Source organism: Streptococcus sp. SG2, from assembly GCF_030439925.1.
GTDB classification, from domain to species: Bacteria; Bacillota; Bacilli; order Lactobacillales; family Streptococcaceae; genus Streptococcus; species Streptococcus gordonii.
Map to the genome: position 1 here is coordinate 1 of NZ_JAQFJD010000007.1, position 16,543 is coordinate 16,543.

Genomic DNA, 16,543 nt, shown 5'->3' on the forward strand with positions numbered 1-16,543 from the left:
TCTCTATGTCACCCTGCACTTGGTTCGTCTTGTTCAGTTTTCAAAGGTCTTTGCCTCCCTCGGAGACAACTATCTTAGTATATCATCTACTCGCTAAACTGTCAACTACTTTTTTGAACTTTTTTTATATTTTTTTATTATTCTTCTTTTTCTTTGACTATCAAATTCTTCAGATAGAATTCCTCACCGTTGTTTCTAGCTACCAAACCGACTATTGCCAATTGAATTAAGTCGTTTGCAAAGTTGCGAACATGAGTTGCCGCACTTCTGCTAATTTTTTTTTTGGAAAATTTTTGTCTTAACTGTTTATAATTACGCCCCTCCTTTTTAAAAAAGTCAGCTTCTTGTAGATATTTTTGTACATTTTCTAAGTTAGCCAGAATGCCGAGATGGAAAGCGGCAGAAATAAAGGTTCTATCAAAAGGCTGAGCACAAACACTTCTAAACTCGACAGTCCCTCTTGTTGTTAAATCTTGATACTGATAACTTCTGTGATTTTCAAAATCTTCTTGCTTCGGTGTTAATTCTACTGTTTCACCTGACAGATTGTATGCTTTAATTTTTTCATGACTTAAATAGTCAATTGCAGGAATTGGAAAGAAATAGTAGTCTTGATTACCTCTTTTAGCTGTGAAAATTGCAGATTTGCTAAGATAAGAAAAAAATTCATCTTCATTTTGGAAATCTTTTAGATTGACACCTGCATTTTCTTGCAAGATTCCATGCATAGATTGTTCCCAAAAAATATCTCGCGCAATTTTTGTATTCCATGAAGAATCTGGAAATTCAGAATTGGCAAAAAGATATGCTTTGGCTGCTTCAATTTGATTAAAAACATTAATAACACTTATAAAGTTTTCTTTAGAAACATCTAGTTGAATTTGATTTCCACAGATAAATGCTCCATATTCAGGATAAGAATGCAGGTCTTTTAATTTTAAAGTCTTGCTCATTGATAAATACTGCATTAACATTTCATAGCGAGGCGATTGAACCGGACTATTGTCATTTTTATCCCAAAAAGGATGAATTCCTTTTCCTTGCAATTCATGGTCATCTTCACCCAAAATAGATTGGATAACACTTAGATATTCTGTGAATCGATCTTCCACTTCTTGAATCTTTGTAGCTTTTTCAAACGCGAATTCTAAAATATTGTATGAAACTTCAAATAGAATTCTATCTTCATTTTCTTTAGACTTTATCTGGATTGGGTTTCCAGCTCTATCAAACTTCTCTGCTTCAAAGGAATGTTGATCAATAAGGCGCTTTAGCAAGTTCTTAGCCACATTTATATCAGTTGCTTCTCCCTGACAATTTACAATAGGAAATTCCAACTCAATGCCTACATAGATAGTTGGTTTTTCTTTAATATTTTTTAAATATCGATCTTTTAATAGCTGTATTGCATTAGTCATTTTGAATTCCTATGATTTATCCTTGATATTTATTTTATTAAAAGTATAGCTCCGATAGAACTTACTTTATTTTATTTCTCAGCTCCTATCGTTTTTAACATTCTTTAAAAGGAAACTTAAGGAGATCTTCAAAATAATCATTCTTTGTATTAGAGTATTATAACAAAAATTCTATTTTTTTCCTATATTCAAGCAAAAACGCCTGCTTACGAAATTGTTTTTTTATCAAAAAACAATTTCGTAAACAAGCGTCTACCTATCATCTCACAATATGATGAGTGTTCCCGCTAGGAAAAATTCCTAGCGGTAGACCAGAGCTAGACTAAGAATAGAAAATCTATTCCATCATCATAACACTCAACAAAGATTGATGATCTTATACTAATTCGATGATTGCCATCGGAGCAGCATCTCCACGACGTGGTTCAGTTTTAAGGATACGAGTATATCCACCATTGCGTTCTGCATAACGAGGTGCTAATTCAGAGAACAATTTTTGAAGTGCAGTAGTTGAAGTATATTTTTCAGTTGCTTCATCATAGTTTTCTGATGCAATTTCGTTACGAACAAAAGCAGCTGCTTGACGACGAGCATGCAAGTCACCACGTTTACCCAAGGTAATCATTTTTTCAACTGTTTTACGGATTTCTTTTGCACGAGCTTCTGTTGTTACGATTGATTCGTTGATAATCAAGTCAGTAGTCAAATCACGAAGCATTGCTTTACGTTGTGAGCTAGTGCGTCCTAATTTACGGTAAGCCATGTATTCCTCCTTTATTTATCGTTTTTTAACCCTAGACCTAAATCTGTCAGTTTAACTTTAACTTCTTCAAGACTCTTACGACCAAGGTTCCGAACTTTCATCATTTCAGGCTCAGTTTTTTCTGTCAAATCGTAAACTGTGTTAATACCAGCACGTTTCAAACAGTTATATGAGCGAACAGACAAATCTAGTTCTTCAATTGTGCGTTCCAAAACATGATCATCTGAGCTCTTATCTACTTCTTTCATCACGTCAGTTGCTTTAGCCACCTCAGTAAGATCAGTAAAGAGATCCAAATGTTCAGTCAAGATACGCGCTGAAAGACCAAGTGCGTCTTCTGGAATGATTGTTCCATTTGTCATAATTTCAAGGGTTAGTTTGTCAAAACCATCATTGCTACCAACACGAGCTGGCTCAACTTGGTAATTAACTTTTGTCACTGGCGTATAGATAGAATCTACAGCAAGTGTTCCCACAGGTGCATCATCACGTTTATTTTGATCAGCTGGAACATAACCACGACCACTGTTAACTGTCATGACAGCTTTAAAGTGTGCTCCTTCACCGATTGTAAAGAGATAATGATCTGGGTTTACAATTTCGATATCGCTATCTGTCAAAATGTCTCCAGCAGTAATTTCTGCAGGGCCTTCAACATCAAGTTCAATCATCTTTTCGTCTTGGACGTAAGATTTTACAGCAATCCCTTTGATGTTAAGAATAATTTGCATAACATCTTCACGGACACCTGGGATAGTATCAAATTCGTGTAATACTCCTTCAATATTGATAGAAGTAACTGCTGCTCCTGGTAATGAAGCCAACAAGACACGACGAAGTGAGTTCCCAAGAGTTGTACCATAACCACGTTCAAGTGGTTCTACCACAAACTTGCCATAATCTTTATTTTCATCAATTTTTGTTATATTTGGTTTTTCAAACTCAATCATTTAGTTAACTCCCTCTTAAACGAAAAGCAGTGTAATTGTTGGTGATTATACACGGCGACGTTTTGGAGGACGAGCACCATTGTGTGGTACAGGAGTCACATCACGAATAGCTGTTACTTCAAGACCAGCGGCAGCAAGAGCACGAATAGCTGACTCACGACCAGAACCTGGACCTTTTACAGTAACTTCAACTGATTTAAGACCGTGTTCTTGTGCAGATTTAGCAGCTGCTTCAGATGCCATTTGGGCAGCAAATGGTGTAGATTTACGAGAACCTTTAAAACCAAGAGCACCAGCAGATGACCAAGCAATCGCATTACCATGCACATCAGTAATCATAACAATAGTGTTATTAAATGTAGCGTGAATATGTGCAATACCAGATTCGATATTTTTTTTCACACGACGTTTACGCGTTGGTTTAGCCAAGACTTTTTACCTCCTTATATTATTTTTTCTTACCAGCAATCGCAACAGCTTTACCTTTACGAGTGCGAGCGTTATTTTTAGTGTTTTGTCCACGAACAGGAAGTCCACGACGATGACGGATTCCACGATATGAACCGATTTCCATCAAACGTTTGATGTTTAGGTTTACTTCACGGCGAAGGTCACCTTCAACTTTGATCGCGTCCACTTCACGACGGATAGCGTCTTCTTGATCAGGTGTCAAGTCTTTTACACGAACGTCTTCAGAAACTCCAGCAGCAGCTAAGATCTTCTTAGATGTTGGAAGACCGATACCATATACGTAAGTAAGTGATACGACTACACGTTTGTCATTTGGAATATCAACTCCAGCAATACGAGCCATGTTTTCTCCTTTCTAATTAACCTTGACGTTGTTTGTGTTTTGGATTTGCAGGGCAAATAACCATAACACGACCATTACGACGAATAACTTTGCAGTATTCGCAAATTGGTTTGACCGATGGTCTTACTTTCATTTCTTAATCCTCCAAGTTTTTCCATTATTTAAAGCGGTAGGTGATCCGTCCACGAGTCAAATCATACGGACTCATTTCGACAGTAACACGGTCTCCCGCTAAAATACGAATATAGTTTTTACGAATTTTACCAGAAACTGTTGCTAAAATCTGATGTCCATTTTCAAGTTCAACCGTAAACATTGCGTTTGGCATAGTATCAATTACCTTGCCTTCGACTTCGATCACATCATCTTTTGCCACGCAAAAGTACCTCCCTAAATTTTGATTCATCACCTCTGGACACAGAGGTAACAATTATAAGTCAGACTAATTCATTGTATCACTACTTGTCAAATATTGCAAGCGTGAAAAACGCTTTTATTTCAATTTTTCCAAGACTTTTTCGATATCTGAAAATACATCATTAATATCTTGATTACCTTGGATATCATGGACTAATTTTAGTTCTCTGTAGTGTGCTAAAATTGGCTCACCTTGAGCAATATTTACATCCAAACGGCGCTTAACTGTTTCAGGTTTATCGTCTTCCCTTTGGTAATAATCTTCTTCATTATAGTTTACTGGTGGATTAAAAACCTTATGGAAAGTTTCGCCTGTTTGACGGTGAATAATTCTTCCACTCAAACGCTCTAAGAGGCAACTAGGATCAACTTCAATATTGATGACACCATCAAGCACAATTCCAAGCTCTTTTAGAATAGTATCCAAAGCGTGGGCTTGGTCAATAGTACGAGGATAACCATCCAAAAGGAAGCCTGTTTCTTTAATATCTTCTTGAGACAAACGTTCTTTTACAATTCCGTTGGTAACTTCATCCGGAACCAGTTCACCTTTGTCAATATATGATTTAGCGAGCACACCCATCTCAGTTTGATTAGCCATTGCAGCACGGAACATATCACCTGTAGAAATATGTGCTACCTTAAATTTTTCAACGATTTTCGCTGCTTGAGTTCCCTTACCTGCACCAGGTAAGCCCATAATCAAAAGATTCATGTTGATTCTCCTTTTTTGTTTTTCCATAAATCTATTAAACCGGTTAATAAACTTATCCAAAAACAAAATAGAAGGCTGACTAAGTCAACCTATTTCTATTTTGTTGTTGTATTCATAAAGCCGGTATATTTTCTCTTCAGTAAATATCCTTCCAATTGTTTCATTCCTTCGATACCAGTGGCAATGATAATCAAAAGGCTGGTACCTCCCAAAGCGACTGTATCTGATAAACCAAATAAGTCTTTTGCAATGATCGGGATGATTGAAATAAAACCTAGGAATAATGAACCAACAGTAGCCAATCGGCGAAGTAGTTTCGACATAAATTGCTCAGTTCCTTTTCCTGGACGTACTCCTGGAATATAGGCACCGCTCTTTTGTAGATTTTCAGCTGCTTTTTCTGGATTAATCTGTACAAAGGTATAGAAGAATGTAAACAGAATAATCAACAAAGCATACATAGCAATACCTGTTGGTGTCGTTGTCGCAAGCAAGGATTGAGCTGTACGAACCCAACCCCAATCATTACCAGATGCGCTTAAGAACTGTAGAACAGCTGCCGGCGCGGCAGTGATTGAACTTGCAAAGATTACCGGAATAACTCCTGCTGGATTGACCTTCAAAGGAAGATATGAACTGGAAGGAGCACCTTGGGCAATCTTTGTATATTGGATTGGGATTTTGTATTCTGCTTGTTGTACGTAAGTTGTAAAGTAGACAATAAGTAAAACCGCTACAATCAAACAAGCTACAAAGATGATTGAAGATTGCAATCTGTCACTCGGTACATTGACAAAGTAATCTTCATAAATACCTTTAACCATCTCTGGAATTGATGCAACAATCCCGGCAAAGATAATCATAGATACACCATTTCCATAGCCCTTATCAGTAATTTGTTCACCGAGCCAAACAACAATCATTGATCCAGTTGTTAAGATAGCCCCAATGAATAGATAGGTTTGCCAGTTAGGTGCCGCAACTAGTTTAGTGCTAGACAAGGCATTAAAACCAGCAGTAATACCGATAGATTGTACAAAAGCAAGTGCTAAGGAAATATAGCGTGTTGCTTGATTTAACTTTCTACGACCTACTTCACCCTGTTTACCCCATTCAACAAACTTCGGTAACAAGTCCATTTGAAGGAGTTGCACCACGATGGAAGCAGTGATATAAGGGCTCACCCCTAGCGCAAATACTGAAAAGTTTTTCATGGCATTACCTGACACCAAGCTTAGCATGTTCAGAAATGACAAGCCACTTAAGGCTTCTAAACTTTTTGCATTTACACCAGGAACAGTGATTGTAGTACCAATACGAAAAACTAAGATAATAAAAATTGTAAATAAAATCTTAGAGCGTACTTGCTTAATCTTAAATGCGTCTTTTAATAGTTTGAAAAACATAGGTCACCTCTCTTAGATGACTTCCACTGAACCACCTTTAGCAGTGATAGCTTCTTCAGCAGATTTAGAGAATTTAGCTGCTTTAACAGTCAATTTCTTTGTCAATTCTCCGTTACCAAGAATTTTAACGCCAGATTTTTCAGCTTTTACAATACCTGATTCAACAAGCACAACTGGTGTTACTTCTGCACCGTCTTCAAAAGCATTCAACTGATCAAGGTTAACGATAGCATACTCTTTGCGGTTTACGTTCAAGAAACCACGTTTTGGAAGACGACGGAACAATGGAGTTTGTCCACCTTCAAAACCAAGACGAACACCGCCACCGCTACGAGCTTTTTGACCTTTTTGACCACGGCCAGCTGTCTTACCGTTACCAGATGAAGTACCACGACCAACACGGTTACGGACTTTACGAGAACCTGCAGCAGGTTGTAATTCATGAAGTTTCATTATTTATTTTCTCCTCTTTTGTAAAATGCTAGCGCTCATATAGGAGAAAAGGTGTCTCCTATACAAACTCGCCTATACATATATTTAGTTTTAGGGGCTGAGAAAAACCCATCCCCTAATGTATTTTAAATTTAAAGTTGTTAAACCAGCAAAGCTTATTTAACTTCTTCAACAGTTACCAAGTGAGATACTGCAGTAATCATACCACGTACTGCTGGGTTATCTTCTTTAATAACTGAGCTGTTCAATTTGCCAAGTCCAAGTGCTACAACAGTTTTGCGTTGTGACGGAATGCGTCCGATTGGAGACTTAGTCAAAGTAATTTTAATTTGAGCCATGTGATCCCCTTTCTTATGCCAAGTCAGAAACTGAAATACCACGAAGGGCAGCAACTTCTTCAGCGCGTTTTAATTGTTTCAAACCTTCAACAGTTGCTCGAACAATGTTGATTGGAGTGTTAGAACCAAGTGATTTAGATGTTACATCTGCCACACCTGCCAATTCGATAACGGCACGAACAGCGCCGCCGGCAGCAACTCCAGAACCTTCCACAGCAGGTTTCAACAATACTTTAGCTCCACCAAATTCTGAAAGAACTTCGTGAGGAATTGTTGTGCCAACCATTGGTACTTCAATCAAGTTTTTCTTCGCATCTTCAACTGCCTTGCGAATCGCTTCTGGTACTTCTTGAGCTTTACCAGTACCGAAGCCTACACGACCATTGCGGTCACCGACAACTACAAGAGCTGCAAAACGAAGACGACGTCCACCTTTAACAACTTTAGTAACACGGTTAATCGCAACTACGCGTTCTTCAAGTTCAACTGCATTGTCTTTAAATGCCATTTTCTAGTGTCCTCCCTATTAGAATTTCAATCCGTTTTCACGAGCTGCATCAGCCAAAGCTTTTACACGTCCGTGATAGAGATATCCACCGCGGTCAAACACCACTTCAGAAATACCTTTAGCAACTGCACGTTCAGCAACGAGTTTACCAACAACAACGGCTTGTTCAGTCTTAGTTCCTTTTGAAACTTCTTTGTCAAGAGTTGAAGCGCTTGCGAGCGTTACACCCGCTACGTCATCAATCACTTGAGCGTAGATGCCTGTATTAGAACGGAATACGTTCAAACGTGGGCGATCAGCAGTTCCAGAGAGTTTTCCGCGAACACGACGGTGGCGTTTTTGGCGGACTTTGTTTTTATCTGGTTTCGTAATCACAATTTTCACCTCTTAATATTAATCTTGTGCTTAAGCACAAAGTTGGAAACAAGGGATAGGGTTGAAAATCAACCGAATCACATTATTTACCAGTTTTACCTTCTTTACGGCGAACAAATTCACCAACGTAGCGGATACCTTTACCTTTATATGGTTCTGGTGCACGTAAGCTACGAACGTAAGCAGCTGTTTGACCAACAGCTTCTTTTGAAATTCCGCTGATAACGATAGTCGTTGGATTTGGAAGTTCAAAAGTAATTCCTTCTGGAGCTTCAACTTCGTCTGGATGAGATTTACCAACAGCCAAGACAAGTTTCTTTCCTTGAAGTTGTGCACGGTAACCAACCCCACGCATTTCAAGTTCTTTCTTGAATCCTTCTGAAACGCCAACAACCATGTTGTTCAAAAGGGCACGAGTAGTACCATGGATAGTTTTCATTTCTTTTGAATCGTTTGGACGGTGAAGTGTTACTTCAGTACCTTCCACACGGATTTCAATATCTTTTGAGAACTCACGAGTAAGTTCTCCTTTAGGTCCTTTTACAGTTACAACGTTGTCATTGTTAGTGATTTCAACACCAGCAGGCAACACGATAACTTTATTACCAATACGTGACATGTTTATTTTCTCCTGTTAAATTGTCAGGCCATAACGGCCAGTTTTCACGGGGGGTTAAATCGATTTCTCGATTTAAAGGAACATTTAGGTTTCAATTTCAAAGTGAATCTAGGCATCGTCTCGCAGGCATAACTTTGGGTTAGGCAAGATACGATAACGAAGAGTCACAAAGAAATTGGGAGCTAAATATTACCAAACGTAAGCGATAACCTCACCACCAACATTCTTTTGGCGTGCTTCTTTATCAGTAAGCAAACCTTCAGAAGTTGAAAGGATAGCAATTCCAAGTCCGTTTAATACTTTTGGAAGATCTTCACGTTTTTTGTAGACACGAAGTCCTGGTTTAGAAACACGTTTCAAACCAGTGATAACTTTTTCACCATTTTGTCCGTATTTAAGAAAGACACGGATGATTCCTTGTTTGTCATCTTCGATAAATTCAACGTTTTTTACAAAACCTTCGCGTTTAAGGATTTCAGCAATCCCTTTTTTAATATTTGATGCAGGCACTTCAAGCACTTCATGATTTGCTTGGTTAGCATTACGAATGCGTGTCAAAAAGTCTGCAATTGGGTCAGTCATAACCATTTTTTATTTCTCCTCTTACTAGTAGTTTGCAAGTTGCACTTGCTAGTTAATACATGATACAAAGAGCGTAACAGCAAGAGCAAAAATAGGCAATTTGATGCAGGAGCGATGCTCCAAAGAAAATTAGTCTTTTTTGCCAAAGCTGTAGCTCGTGTTCAAATTGGCAAGCCCAACTGAACCCGGGCTAAACTCTGTGTGAAAAAGATAAACTTTCCTAGAAACTTCAGTTTCTTCGTCAAGTTTCCTATTTTCACTTTGAGTTTTGACGCCCTTGATATCTTAAATTACCAAGATGCTTTGGTAACGCCAGGAATTTGTCCTTTGTATGCTAATTCACGGAAGCAAACACGGCAAAGTTTAAACTTGCGGTATACAGAATGTGGACGGCCACATTTTTCACAACGAGTATAAGCTTGCGTAGAGAACTTAGCTGGGCGTTTGTTCTTAGCAATCATTGATTTTTTAGCCATTTGTTTTACCTCCTATATTATTTTGCAAAAGGCATTCCAAGGCCTGTAAGCAATTCGCGTGACTCTTCGTCAGTGTTAGCAGTTGTTACGATTACGATATCAAGACCACGAGTCTTATCAACGTCATCAAAATTGATTTCTGGGAAGATCAATTGTTCTTTCACACCAAGCGTGTAGTTTCCGCGTCCATCAAATGATTTTGTTGGAACACCGTGGAAGTCACGGACACGTGGAAGAGAAACTGAAACCAATTTATCCAAGAATTCATACATGCGTTCGCCACGAAGGGTTACTTTAGCACCGATCGCTACACCTTCACGAAGACGGAAGCCGGCGATTGATTTTTTAGCTTTAGTGATAAGTGGTTTTTGACCTGAGATAAGAGCCAATTCTTCAGCAGCTTTTTCAAGGTTTTTAGCGTTTGATACAGCGTCACCAACACCCATGTTCAAAACGATTTTATCCACTTTTGGCACAGCCATAACAGATGAGTAGTTGAACTTTTCAGTCAAAGCAGGAACTACTTCTTTAAGATATTTTTCTTTTAAACGATTTGCCATTATACTTCTCCTTTCCTTCGTGATTAGTCAAGCACTTCGCCTGATTTTTTATTGTAACGAACTTTTTTGCCGTCTACAAATTTATAGCCAACACGACCTGCAACTCCATTTTTATCCAAAACTTGAACGTTTGAGACATGGATTGGTGCTTCTTTTTCCACGATAGCACCTTGAGGGTGTTCATTATTAGGTTTTTGGTGTTTTTTAACGATGTTTACACCTTCAACAACAACTTTGTTAACTTTTGGAAGAGCTGTTACGACAAAAGCTTCAACACCCTTATCTTTACCAGCAATAACACGAACTTTGTCGCCTTTTTTTACAAACATTGGGTTCTCCTTTGATTTCTTACGCCCTGAATGGGCACCCTGGATAAATCCAGGGGACTAGTTTGTTTTTCGATTAAAGTACTTCTGGGGCAAGTGAAACGATCTTCATGAAGCCACCGTCACGCAATTCACGTGCAACAGGGCCGAAGATACGAGTTCCGCGAGGAGTTTTGTCTTCACGGATAATTACCGCAGCATTTTCGTCAAATTTGATGTATGAACCATCTTTACGACGAGCACCTGATTTAGTACGAACGATAACAGCTTTTACAACGTCACCTTTTTTAACCGCACCACCAGGAGTAGCTTGTTTTACAGATGCAACGATCACATCGCCGATGTTAGCGAACTTACGTCCTGAACCACCAAGAACTTTGATTGTCAGGATTTCGCGAGCGCCACTGTTATCGGCAACTTTCAAACGAGTTTCTGTTTGAATCATTTAAGTTTTCTCCTTTCTGGTTTGATTAGATGATTACCGCTTCTTCAACAACTTCTACAAGACGGAAGCGTTTTGTAGCTGAAAGCGGACGAGTTTCCATGATACGAACGATATCGCCTTCTTTGGCAACATTGTTTTCATCATGTGCTTTGTACTTCTTAGAGTAGTTAATACGTTTACCATAGACTGGGTGGTTACGTTTAGTTTCAACTACAACTGTGATTGTTTTGTCCATTTTGTCAGAAACAACGCGTCCGACAAGAACTTTACGATTATTGCGTTCCATTGAAATTCTCCTTCCCTAGTCTATTATTTAACTTCTGATTGAACAGTTTTGATACGAGCGATTTGTTTTTTCACTTCTTTCAAGCGAGCAGTTTGCTCTAATTGACCAGCAGCTGCTTGGAAACGAAGTTCAAACAATTCTTTCTTCAATTCATTTTCACGCTTCGCGAGTTCTTCTTGAGAAAGACCACGAAGTTCTTTAACAAATTCTTTTACTTCATTAAGTTTCATGCCTTCTCCTTATTCTGCTTCACGTTTCACGAACTTACATTTAACTGGTAACTTGTGGCTTGCAAGACGAAGCGCTTCACGAGCGATTTCTTCAGAAACGCCAGCAACTTCAAACATCACTTTGCCACGTTTAACTGGTGCTACCCAACCTTCAGGAGCCCCTTTACCAGATCCCATACGTACACCGATAGCTTTTGCGGTGTATGATTTGTGTGGGAAGATCTTAATCCAAACTTTACCACCACGTTTCATGTAACGAGTCATAGCGATACGGGCAGCTTCGATTTGGCGGTTAGTGATCCAGTGGCTAGTAGTTGCTTGAAGACCGTATTCTCCAAATGCTACTTCTTTTCCACCTTTAGCTTCACCGCGCATTTTTCCACGGAATTCGCGACGGTGTTTAACACGTTTAGGTACTAACATTGGTTATTTACCTCCTTTAGTGTTTTTACGAGCCGGAAGAATTTCACCACGGTAGATCCATACTTTAACACCAAGTTTACCGTAAGTTGTATCTGCTTCTTCCCAAGCGTAATCGATATCCGCACGAAGTGTGTGAAGAGGAACAGTTCCTTCTGAGTATCCTTCGCTACGAGCGATATCTGCACCGTTCAAACGACCTGATACTTGAGTTTTGATTCCTTTAGCACCTGCACGCATAGTACGTTGAATAGCTTGTTTTTGAGCACGACGAAAAGCGACACGTTGCTCTAATTGACGAGCAATCCCTTCACCAACAAGATGAGCATCCAAATCTGGAGATTTGATTTCAATGATGTTGATATGAACTTGTTTACCTGTCAATTTGTTAAGTTTTGCACGGAGTGCATCAACATTTGCTCCACCTTTACCAATAACCATACCTGGCTTAGCAGTGTGAAGAGAAACGTTAACTTTATTTACTGCGCGTTCAATTTCAATAGTTGAAACTGCTGCGTCAGCCAATTCTTTTTGAACGAATTTACGGATTGCAAGATCTTCATGAAGGTAATCCGCGTATTCTTTTTCAGCATACCATTTGGCATCCCAATCACGGATGATGCCGACACGCATACCAATTGGATGTACTTTTTGACCCACGATGTTACCTCCTTATTTTTCTGCAACTACCACTGTAATGTGGCTTGTGCGTTTGTTGATTGGTGAAGCTGAACCTTTAGCGCGCGGACGGAAACGTTTCATAGTTGGTCCTTCGTTTGCAAAAGCTTCAGATACTACCAAGTTAGCTTTTTCCAAACCAAAGTTGTTTTCAGCATTAGCGATTGCAGAGTTTAATACCTTTTCGATAATACCAGCAGCTTTGTTTGGAGTGAATTTCAAGATTGCGATTGCGTCAGCGACGTTTTTACCACGAATGTTGTCAAGAATAAGACGAGATTTACGAGGTGAAACACGCACTGTACGAGCCATTGCTTTAGCTGAAGTAATTTCTGCCATTTATGTTCTCCTTATTTTCTACGTGTTTTCTTGTCGTCTGCAGCGTGACCTTTGTAAGTACGTGTTGGTGCAAACTCACCAAGTTTGTGACCTACCATGTCTTCTTGGATGTAAACAGGTACGTGTTTACGTCCGTCATAAACTGCGATTGTGTAACCAATGAAACTTGGGAAGATCGTTGAACGACGTGACCAAGTTTTGATAACTTTTTTCTTTTCGTCGTTAGCTTGAGCTTCAACTTTTTTCATCAAATGCTCATCGACGAAAGGTCCTTTTTTAAGACTGCGTCCCATTATATTTTTTCTCCTTTAAAATAAGTACCACAGCGGCCTGCGCTGACTAAGCAGCGCTACCGAGCTGGCGGATAGATTGTTTTAGATTATTTCTCATTGCGACGACGAACGATAAGTTTGTCAGATTTCGCTTTTTTGTTACGAGTTTTAAGTCCAAGAGCAGGTTTGCCCCATGGAGTAGATGGCGCTTTACGACCAACTGGTGCTTTACCTTCACCACCACCGTGTGGGTGATCGTTAGGGTTCATTACAGAACCACGAACTGTTGGGCGGATACCTTTCCAACGGTTACGTCCTGCTTTACCAAGGTTTACAAGTCCATGTTGTTCATTTCCGACAACACCAACTGTAGCGCGGCAAGTACCAAGAATCATACGAACTTCACCAGATTGAAGACGAACAAGCGTGTACTTACCTTCTTGACCCAATACTTGAGCAGAAGCTCCAGCAGCACGAACTAATTCACCACCACGACCTGGTTTTAACTCGATATTGTGAATCAAAGTACCAACTGGGATGTTAGCAAGTGGAAGAGCATTTCCGACTTTGATATCTGCTTCAGGACCTGAAACGATGCGTTGACCAACTTCAAGACCTTTAGGAGCGATGATATAAGCTTTCACACCGTCAGTGTAGTGAACCAAAGCAATGTTAGCTGAACGATTTGGATCATACTCGATTGTTTTTACAACTGCTTCAACAGCGTCTTTGTTACGTTTGAAGTCGATCAAACGGTAGTGACGCTTGTGACCGCCACCTTGGTGACGAACAGTGATGCGACCGTTGTTGTTACGACCAGCCTTGCTCTTCAACGAAACAAGCAAAGATTTTTCTGGAGTGCTGGTAGTGATTTCAGCGAAATCCAAAGAAGTCATATTACGGCGACCGTTTGTTGTTGGTTTATAAACACGAATTCCCACGATATATCCTCCTTAGATTATTCTGCTTCAGCACCAAACAACTCGATTGCTTTTGAATCAGCTGTTAAAGTGATGATAGCTTTTTTAGTTTTGTTAGTAAAACCAGTGTAACGTCCAACGCGTTTTGCTTTTGGTTTTACATTGATAGTGTTAACGTTAGCAACTTTAACTCCTTCAAAAGCAGCTTCAACAGCTTGCTTAATCAAAAGTTTGTGAGCGCGAGTGTCAACTTCAAATACATATTTCCCTGCTTCAAGTTGAGCCATTGAGCTCTCAGTGATGACAGGTTTTTTGATAACGTCATACAAATTCATTATGCAAGAACCTCCTCAATTTTAGAGATAGCTGCTTGAGTAACAAGAAGTTTGTCACTGTTTACGATATCAAGAACACTTGCAGTTGTTGCAGTTGCAACCTTAACATTTGGAAGGTTACGTGCTGAAAGTGCAGCGAATTCGTTTCCTTCTTCAAGAATAACAAGTACTTTTGTGTCGATGCTTAGTGCAGCAAGCACTTTTGCAAACTCAGCAGTTTTTGGAGCTGTAAATGAAAGGCTGTCTACAGCTACGAATTTGTTTTCAGCAACTTTTTCAGAGTAAACTGATTTAAGCGCTAATCTACGAACTTTACGTGGAAGTTTGTAAGCATATGAACGAGGAGTTGGGCCGAACACGACACCACCACCACGCCATTGTGGAGAGCGGATAGAACCTTGACGAGCACGTCCAGTTCCTTTTTGACGCCATGGTTTGCGTCCGCCGCCTGATACTGCAGAACGGTTTTTAACAGCGTGAGTTCCTTGACGAAGGCTAGCGCGTTGGCTGATGATAACATCAAAGACAACTGATTCGTTTGGTTCAATACCAAAGATCGCATCGTTCAGAACTACTTCACCAGCTTCTTTACCAGTTTGGTCAAATAATTTTACGTTTGCCATTATGACTGATTTCCCCTTTCTTTATTATTTACCAGCTTTAACTGCTGACTTGATAGTGATAAGAGATTTCTTAGCACCAGGTACGTTTCCTTTGATAAGGATAACGTTTTTCTCTGGAACAACTTGTGCAATTTCAAGGTTTTGAATTGTCACACGGTTGCCACCCATACGTCCAGCCAAGTGTTTGTTTTTGAAAACACGGTTAGGCGCAACTGGTCCCATTGAACCAGGACGACGGTGGTAACGAGAACCGTGAGCCATAGGACCACGAGATTGACCGTGGCGTTTGATAACACCTTGGAAACCTTTACCTTTTGAAGTTCCTGTTACATCAACAACATCGCCGGCTGCGAAAGTGTCAACTGTGATTTCAGCACCAACTTCTAAGCCTTCAATGTTTTTGAATTCACGAATGAAGCGCTTAGGAGCCGTGTTAGCTTTTGCTACATGTCCTTTAGCAGGTTTGTTGCTCAATACGTCACGAAGATCGTCGAAACCAACTTGAACTGCGTTGTAACCATCTGTTTCAACTGTTTTAACTTGAAGAACAACGTTTGGAGTTGCTTCAATAACAGTTACAGGGATTAATTCGCCAGCTTCAGTGAAGATTTGAGTCATTCCCACTTTTTTCCCTAAGATTCCTTTTGTCATGAGAAAATGTTTCCTTTTCTATTATTTTTTCAAAAAGTTTTTAACGAGCGTTTTTCATGCTCAAACACAAGATACAAAAGGCGTTAAGAACTCGCAGCAAAGATAGGAGATTGATGCAGCGAGCGACGCTCGCAAGGCAATCTATCTTTTTTGCAAAGAGTTTAGCCTGTGTTCGATTGTGCTATTTAGATTAAAGTTTAATCTCTACGTTCACACCACTTGGAAGATCCAATTTCATCAAAGCGTCAACTGTTTTTTGAGTTGGGTTGATGATGTCGATCAAGCGTTTATGAGTACGCATTTCGAATTGTTCGCGAGAGTCTTTATATTTGTGAGTCGCACGAATGATTGTGTAGAGGCTACGTTCAGTTGGAAGTGGGATTGGACCCGCAACTTCAGCACCTGTACGAGTAGCAGTTTCTACGATTTTTGCAGCCGCTGTGTCAAGTGTACGATGTTCGTATGCTTTCAAACGGATGCGGATTTTTTTGTTTGCCATCTTTTTCTCCTTTTCGTCTATTTAAGATAATAGGCTAGCTCCACAAGAAAACCGACAGGCAGTTGCGTGGCAATGCAACCGAGCGTGTCGCAACCTCTTGCATCAAAGCTACACACTGTATTTTT

Annotated in this window: 30 protein-coding genes; all 30 read right to left on the minus strand. The window is 39.6% G+C overall.

Annotated elements, in window-relative coordinates; genetic code table 11:
- Positions 1-137 precede the first annotated feature (137 nt).
- The 30 genes from PCY09_RS10150 to rpsJ all read right to left on the minus strand — a co-directional run bounded on the left by PCY09_RS10150 (position 138) and on the right by rpsJ (position 16,418).
- Positions 138-1,418, minus strand: a complete 1,281-nt coding sequence (locus tag PCY09_RS10150; RefSeq protein ID WP_061582809.1) for a glutamate-cysteine ligase family protein — start codon at positions 1,416-1,418, stop codon at positions 138-140.
- A gap of 376 nt (positions 1,419-1,794) precedes the next feature.
- Entirely contained in the window at positions 1,795-2,181 is a 387-nt protein-coding gene (gene rplQ / locus PCY09_RS10155; protein ID WP_008809892.1) for a 50S ribosomal protein L17, read from the minus strand.
- Positions 2,182-2,192: 11 nt separating this feature from the next.
- Complete coding sequence (locus PCY09_RS10160) at positions 2,193-3,131, minus strand: DNA-directed RNA polymerase subunit alpha (protein WP_061582810.1); 939 nt, start codon at positions 3,129-3,131, stop codon at positions 2,193-2,195.
- 45 nt (positions 3,132-3,176) lie between these two features.
- Complete coding sequence (rpsK, locus tag PCY09_RS10165) at positions 3,177-3,560, minus strand: 30S ribosomal protein S11 (RefSeq protein WP_001118385.1); 384 nt, start codon at positions 3,558-3,560, stop codon at positions 3,177-3,179.
- A 19-nt stretch (positions 3,561-3,579) separates the two neighbouring features.
- On the minus strand, positions 3,580-3,945 hold the full coding sequence (gene rpsM / locus PCY09_RS10170; protein WP_008809894.1) for a 30S ribosomal protein S13: 366 nt from the start codon (positions 3,943-3,945) through the stop codon (positions 3,580-3,582).
- Between the two features lie 16 nt (positions 3,946-3,961).
- Positions 3,962-4,078: a 50S ribosomal protein L36 gene (gene rpmJ, locus PCY09_RS10175; RefSeq protein ID WP_001808836.1), complete on the minus strand. Its 117-nt coding sequence runs from the start codon at positions 4,076-4,078 to the stop codon at positions 3,962-3,964.
- Positions 4,079-4,102: 24 nt separating this feature from the next.
- Positions 4,103-4,321: a translation initiation factor IF-1 gene (infA, locus tag PCY09_RS10180; protein WP_008809895.1), complete on the minus strand. Its 219-nt coding sequence runs from the start codon at positions 4,319-4,321 to the stop codon at positions 4,103-4,105.
- Positions 4,322-4,438: 117 nt separating this feature from the next.
- Positions 4,439-5,077 (minus strand): adenylate kinase, encoded by a 639-nt coding sequence (locus PCY09_RS10185; RefSeq protein ID WP_008809896.1) that lies wholly within the window; start codon positions 5,075-5,077, stop codon positions 4,439-4,441.
- A 95-nt stretch (positions 5,078-5,172) separates the two neighbouring features.
- A complete protein-coding gene (gene secY, locus PCY09_RS10190) occupies positions 5,173-6,483 on the minus strand; it encodes a preprotein translocase subunit SecY (protein WP_045504544.1) in 1,311 nt (436 codons plus the stop codon).
- A 12-nt stretch (positions 6,484-6,495) separates the two neighbouring features.
- Entirely contained in the window at positions 6,496-6,936 is a 441-nt protein-coding gene (rplO, locus tag PCY09_RS10195; protein WP_008809898.1) for a 50S ribosomal protein L15, read from the minus strand.
- A 155-nt stretch (positions 6,937-7,091) separates the two neighbouring features.
- Complete coding sequence (rpmD, locus tag PCY09_RS10200) at positions 7,092-7,274, minus strand: 50S ribosomal protein L30 (RefSeq protein WP_002894509.1); 183 nt, start codon at positions 7,272-7,274, stop codon at positions 7,092-7,094.
- A 13-nt stretch (positions 7,275-7,287) separates the two neighbouring features.
- The gene (gene rpsE / locus PCY09_RS10205) at positions 7,288-7,782 is read right to left on the minus strand and encodes a 30S ribosomal protein S5 (protein WP_006269137.1); all 495 of its coding nucleotides are present in this window, start codon (positions 7,780-7,782) and stop codon (positions 7,288-7,290) included.
- Between the two features lie 18 nt (positions 7,783-7,800).
- Positions 7,801-8,157, minus strand: a complete 357-nt coding sequence (gene rplR, locus PCY09_RS10210; RefSeq protein WP_005592009.1) for a 50S ribosomal protein L18 — start codon at positions 8,155-8,157, stop codon at positions 7,801-7,803.
- Positions 8,158-8,239: 82 nt separating this feature from the next.
- Positions 8,240-8,776, minus strand: coding sequence for a 50S ribosomal protein L6 (gene rplF, locus PCY09_RS10215; RefSeq protein ID WP_061412420.1), 537 nt, complete (start codon positions 8,774-8,776; stop codon positions 8,240-8,242).
- A 189-nt stretch (positions 8,777-8,965) separates the two neighbouring features.
- Positions 8,966-9,364, minus strand: coding sequence for a 30S ribosomal protein S8 (gene rpsH / locus PCY09_RS10220; RefSeq protein ID WP_008809901.1), 399 nt, complete (start codon positions 9,362-9,364; stop codon positions 8,966-8,968).
- Positions 9,365-9,648: 284 nt separating this feature from the next.
- The gene (locus PCY09_RS10225; RefSeq protein WP_001085697.1) at positions 9,649-9,834 is read right to left on the minus strand and encodes a type Z 30S ribosomal protein S14; all 186 of its coding nucleotides are present in this window, start codon (positions 9,832-9,834) and stop codon (positions 9,649-9,651) included.
- 17 nt (positions 9,835-9,851) lie between these two features.
- Complete coding sequence (rplE, locus tag PCY09_RS10230; RefSeq protein ID WP_002894499.1) at positions 9,852-10,394, minus strand: 50S ribosomal protein L5; 543 nt, start codon at positions 10,392-10,394, stop codon at positions 9,852-9,854.
- Between the two features lie 23 nt (positions 10,395-10,417).
- Positions 10,418-10,723 carry a 50S ribosomal protein L24 gene (rplX, locus tag PCY09_RS10235; protein WP_125397286.1) on the minus strand — a complete coding sequence of 102 codons (306 nt, stop codon included), beginning with the start codon at positions 10,721-10,723 and terminating at the stop codon, positions 10,418-10,420.
- Positions 10,724-10,796: 73 nt separating this feature from the next.
- Positions 10,797-11,165 (minus strand): 50S ribosomal protein L14, encoded by a 369-nt coding sequence (gene rplN / locus PCY09_RS10240; RefSeq protein ID WP_002894494.1) that lies wholly within the window; start codon positions 11,163-11,165, stop codon positions 10,797-10,799.
- A 25-nt stretch (positions 11,166-11,190) separates the two neighbouring features.
- Positions 11,191-11,451 (minus strand): 30S ribosomal protein S17, encoded by a 261-nt coding sequence (gene rpsQ, locus PCY09_RS10245; protein WP_000440801.1) that lies wholly within the window; start codon positions 11,449-11,451, stop codon positions 11,191-11,193.
- A 23-nt stretch (positions 11,452-11,474) separates the two neighbouring features.
- Positions 11,475-11,681, minus strand: a complete 207-nt coding sequence (rpmC, locus tag PCY09_RS10250; RefSeq protein ID WP_003071328.1) for a 50S ribosomal protein L29 — start codon at positions 11,679-11,681, stop codon at positions 11,475-11,477.
- A gap of 9 nt (positions 11,682-11,690) precedes the next feature.
- A complete protein-coding gene (gene rplP / locus PCY09_RS10255; RefSeq protein WP_000960948.1) occupies positions 11,691-12,104 on the minus strand; it encodes a 50S ribosomal protein L16 in 414 nt (137 codons plus the stop codon).
- 3 nt (positions 12,105-12,107) lie between these two features.
- A complete protein-coding gene (gene rpsC / locus PCY09_RS10260) occupies positions 12,108-12,761 on the minus strand; it encodes a 30S ribosomal protein S3 (RefSeq protein ID WP_008809905.1) in 654 nt (217 codons plus the stop codon).
- Positions 12,762-12,773: 12 nt separating this feature from the next.
- Positions 12,774-13,118, minus strand: coding sequence for a 50S ribosomal protein L22 (gene rplV, locus PCY09_RS10265; protein ID WP_008809906.1), 345 nt, complete (start codon positions 13,116-13,118; stop codon positions 12,774-12,776).
- Between the two features lie 11 nt (positions 13,119-13,129).
- Positions 13,130-13,411: a 30S ribosomal protein S19 gene (gene rpsS, locus PCY09_RS10270; protein ID WP_000533766.1), complete on the minus strand. Its 282-nt coding sequence runs from the start codon at positions 13,409-13,411 to the stop codon at positions 13,130-13,132.
- A gap of 86 nt (positions 13,412-13,497) precedes the next feature.
- A complete protein-coding gene (rplB, locus tag PCY09_RS10275; RefSeq protein ID WP_008809907.1) occupies positions 13,498-14,331 on the minus strand; it encodes a 50S ribosomal protein L2 in 834 nt (277 codons plus the stop codon).
- Between the two features lie 17 nt (positions 14,332-14,348).
- The gene (locus tag PCY09_RS10280; RefSeq protein ID WP_008809908.1) at positions 14,349-14,645 is read right to left on the minus strand and encodes a 50S ribosomal protein L23; all 297 of its coding nucleotides are present in this window, start codon (positions 14,643-14,645) and stop codon (positions 14,349-14,351) included.
- Entirely contained in the window at positions 14,645-15,268 is a 624-nt protein-coding gene (gene rplD / locus PCY09_RS10285; RefSeq protein WP_008809909.1) for a 50S ribosomal protein L4, read from the minus strand. The genes PCY09_RS10280 and rplD overlap by 1 nt, the downstream gene beginning before the upstream one ends.
- A gap of 24 nt (positions 15,269-15,292) precedes the next feature.
- Positions 15,293-15,919 carry a 50S ribosomal protein L3 gene (gene rplC / locus PCY09_RS10290; protein WP_008809910.1) on the minus strand — a complete coding sequence of 209 codons (627 nt, stop codon included), beginning with the start codon at positions 15,917-15,919 and terminating at the stop codon, positions 15,293-15,295.
- Positions 15,920-16,109: 190 nt separating this feature from the next.
- A complete protein-coding gene (gene rpsJ / locus PCY09_RS10295; protein ID WP_002894478.1) occupies positions 16,110-16,418 on the minus strand; it encodes a 30S ribosomal protein S10 in 309 nt (102 codons plus the stop codon).
- Positions 16,419-16,543 lie beyond the last annotated feature (125 nt).

What these genes read in the sequence shown, in the direction of transcription:
- rplD (WP_008809909.1), bottom strand. Translation starts at nt 15,268, where the DNA reads ATGGCAAACGTAAAATTATTTGACCAAACTGGTAAAGAAGCTGGTGAA.
- rpsJ (WP_002894478.1), bottom strand. Translation starts at nt 16,418, where the DNA reads ATGGCAAACAAAAAAATCCGCATCCGTTTGAAAGCATACGAACATCGT.
- PCY09_RS10225 (WP_001085697.1), bottom strand. Translation starts at nt 9,834, where the DNA reads ATGGCTAAAAAATCAATGATTGCTAAGAACAAACGCCCAGCTAAGTTC.
- rpsM (WP_008809894.1), bottom strand. Translation starts at nt 3,945, where the DNA reads ATGGCTCGTATTGCTGGAGTTGATATTCCAAATGACAAACGTGTAGTC.
- rpsQ (WP_000440801.1), bottom strand. Translation starts at nt 11,451, where the DNA reads ATGGAACGCAATAATCGTAAAGTTCTTGTCGGACGCGTTGTTTCTGAC.
- rpmJ (WP_001808836.1), bottom strand. Translation starts at nt 4,078, where the DNA reads ATGAAAGTAAGACCATCGGTCAAACCAATTTGCGAATACTGCAAAGTT.
- rpsE (WP_006269137.1), bottom strand. Translation starts at nt 7,782, where the DNA reads ATGGCATTTAAAGACAATGCAGTTGAACTTGAAGAACGCGTAGTTGCG.
- rplE (WP_002894499.1), bottom strand. Translation starts at nt 10,394, where the DNA reads ATGGCAAATCGTTTAAAAGAAAAATATCTTAAAGAAGTAGTTCCTGCT.
- rplQ (WP_008809892.1), bottom strand. Translation starts at nt 2,181, where the DNA reads ATGGCTTACCGTAAATTAGGACGCACTAGCTCACAACGTAAAGCAATG.
- rplN (WP_002894494.1), bottom strand. Translation starts at nt 11,165, where the DNA reads ATGATTCAAACAGAAACTCGTTTGAAAGTTGCCGATAACAGTGGCGCT.
- PCY09_RS10280 (WP_008809908.1), bottom strand. Translation starts at nt 14,645, where the DNA reads ATGAATTTGTATGACGTTATCAAAAAACCTGTCATCACTGAGAGCTCA.
- rplP (WP_000960948.1), bottom strand. Translation starts at nt 12,104, where the DNA reads ATGTTAGTACCTAAACGTGTTAAACACCGTCGCGAATTCCGTGGAAAA.
- rplC (WP_008809910.1), bottom strand. Translation starts at nt 15,919, where the DNA reads ATGACAAAAGGAATCTTAGGGAAAAAAGTGGGAATGACTCAAATCTTC.
- rplV (WP_008809906.1), bottom strand. Translation starts at nt 13,118, where the DNA reads ATGGCAGAAATTACTTCAGCTAAAGCAATGGCTCGTACAGTGCGTGTT.
- rpsH (WP_008809901.1), bottom strand. Translation starts at nt 9,364, where the DNA reads ATGGTTATGACTGACCCAATTGCAGACTTTTTGACACGCATTCGTAAT.
- PCY09_RS10185 (WP_008809896.1), bottom strand. Translation starts at nt 5,077, where the DNA reads ATGAATCTTTTGATTATGGGCTTACCTGGTGCAGGTAAGGGAACTCAA.
- secY (WP_045504544.1), bottom strand. Translation starts at nt 6,483, where the DNA reads ATGTTTTTCAAACTATTAAAAGACGCATTTAAGATTAAGCAAGTACGC.
- rpmD (WP_002894509.1), bottom strand. Translation starts at nt 7,274, where the DNA reads ATGGCTCAAATTAAAATTACTTTGACTAAGTCTCCAATCGGACGCATT.
- PCY09_RS10150 (WP_061582809.1), bottom strand. Translation starts at nt 1,418, where the DNA reads ATGACTAATGCAATACAGCTATTAAAAGATCGATATTTAAAAAATATT.
- rplX (WP_125397286.1), bottom strand. Translation starts at nt 10,723, where the DNA reads ATGTTTGTAAAAAAAGGCGACAAAGTTCGTGTTATTGCTGGTAAAGAT.
- rpmC (WP_003071328.1), bottom strand. Translation starts at nt 11,681, where the DNA reads ATGAAACTTAATGAAGTAAAAGAATTTGTTAAAGAACTTCGTGGTCTT.
- PCY09_RS10160 (WP_061582810.1), bottom strand. Translation starts at nt 3,131, where the DNA reads ATGATTGAGTTTGAAAAACCAAATATAACAAAAATTGATGAAAATAAA.
- rplO (WP_008809898.1), bottom strand. Translation starts at nt 6,936, where the DNA reads ATGAAACTTCATGAATTACAACCTGCTGCAGGTTCTCGTAAAGTCCGT.
- rplF (WP_061412420.1), bottom strand. Translation starts at nt 8,776, where the DNA reads ATGTCACGTATTGGTAATAAAGTTATCGTGTTGCCTGCTGGTGTTGAA.
- rpsS (WP_000533766.1), bottom strand. Translation starts at nt 13,411, where the DNA reads ATGGGACGCAGTCTTAAAAAAGGACCTTTCGTCGATGAGCATTTGATG.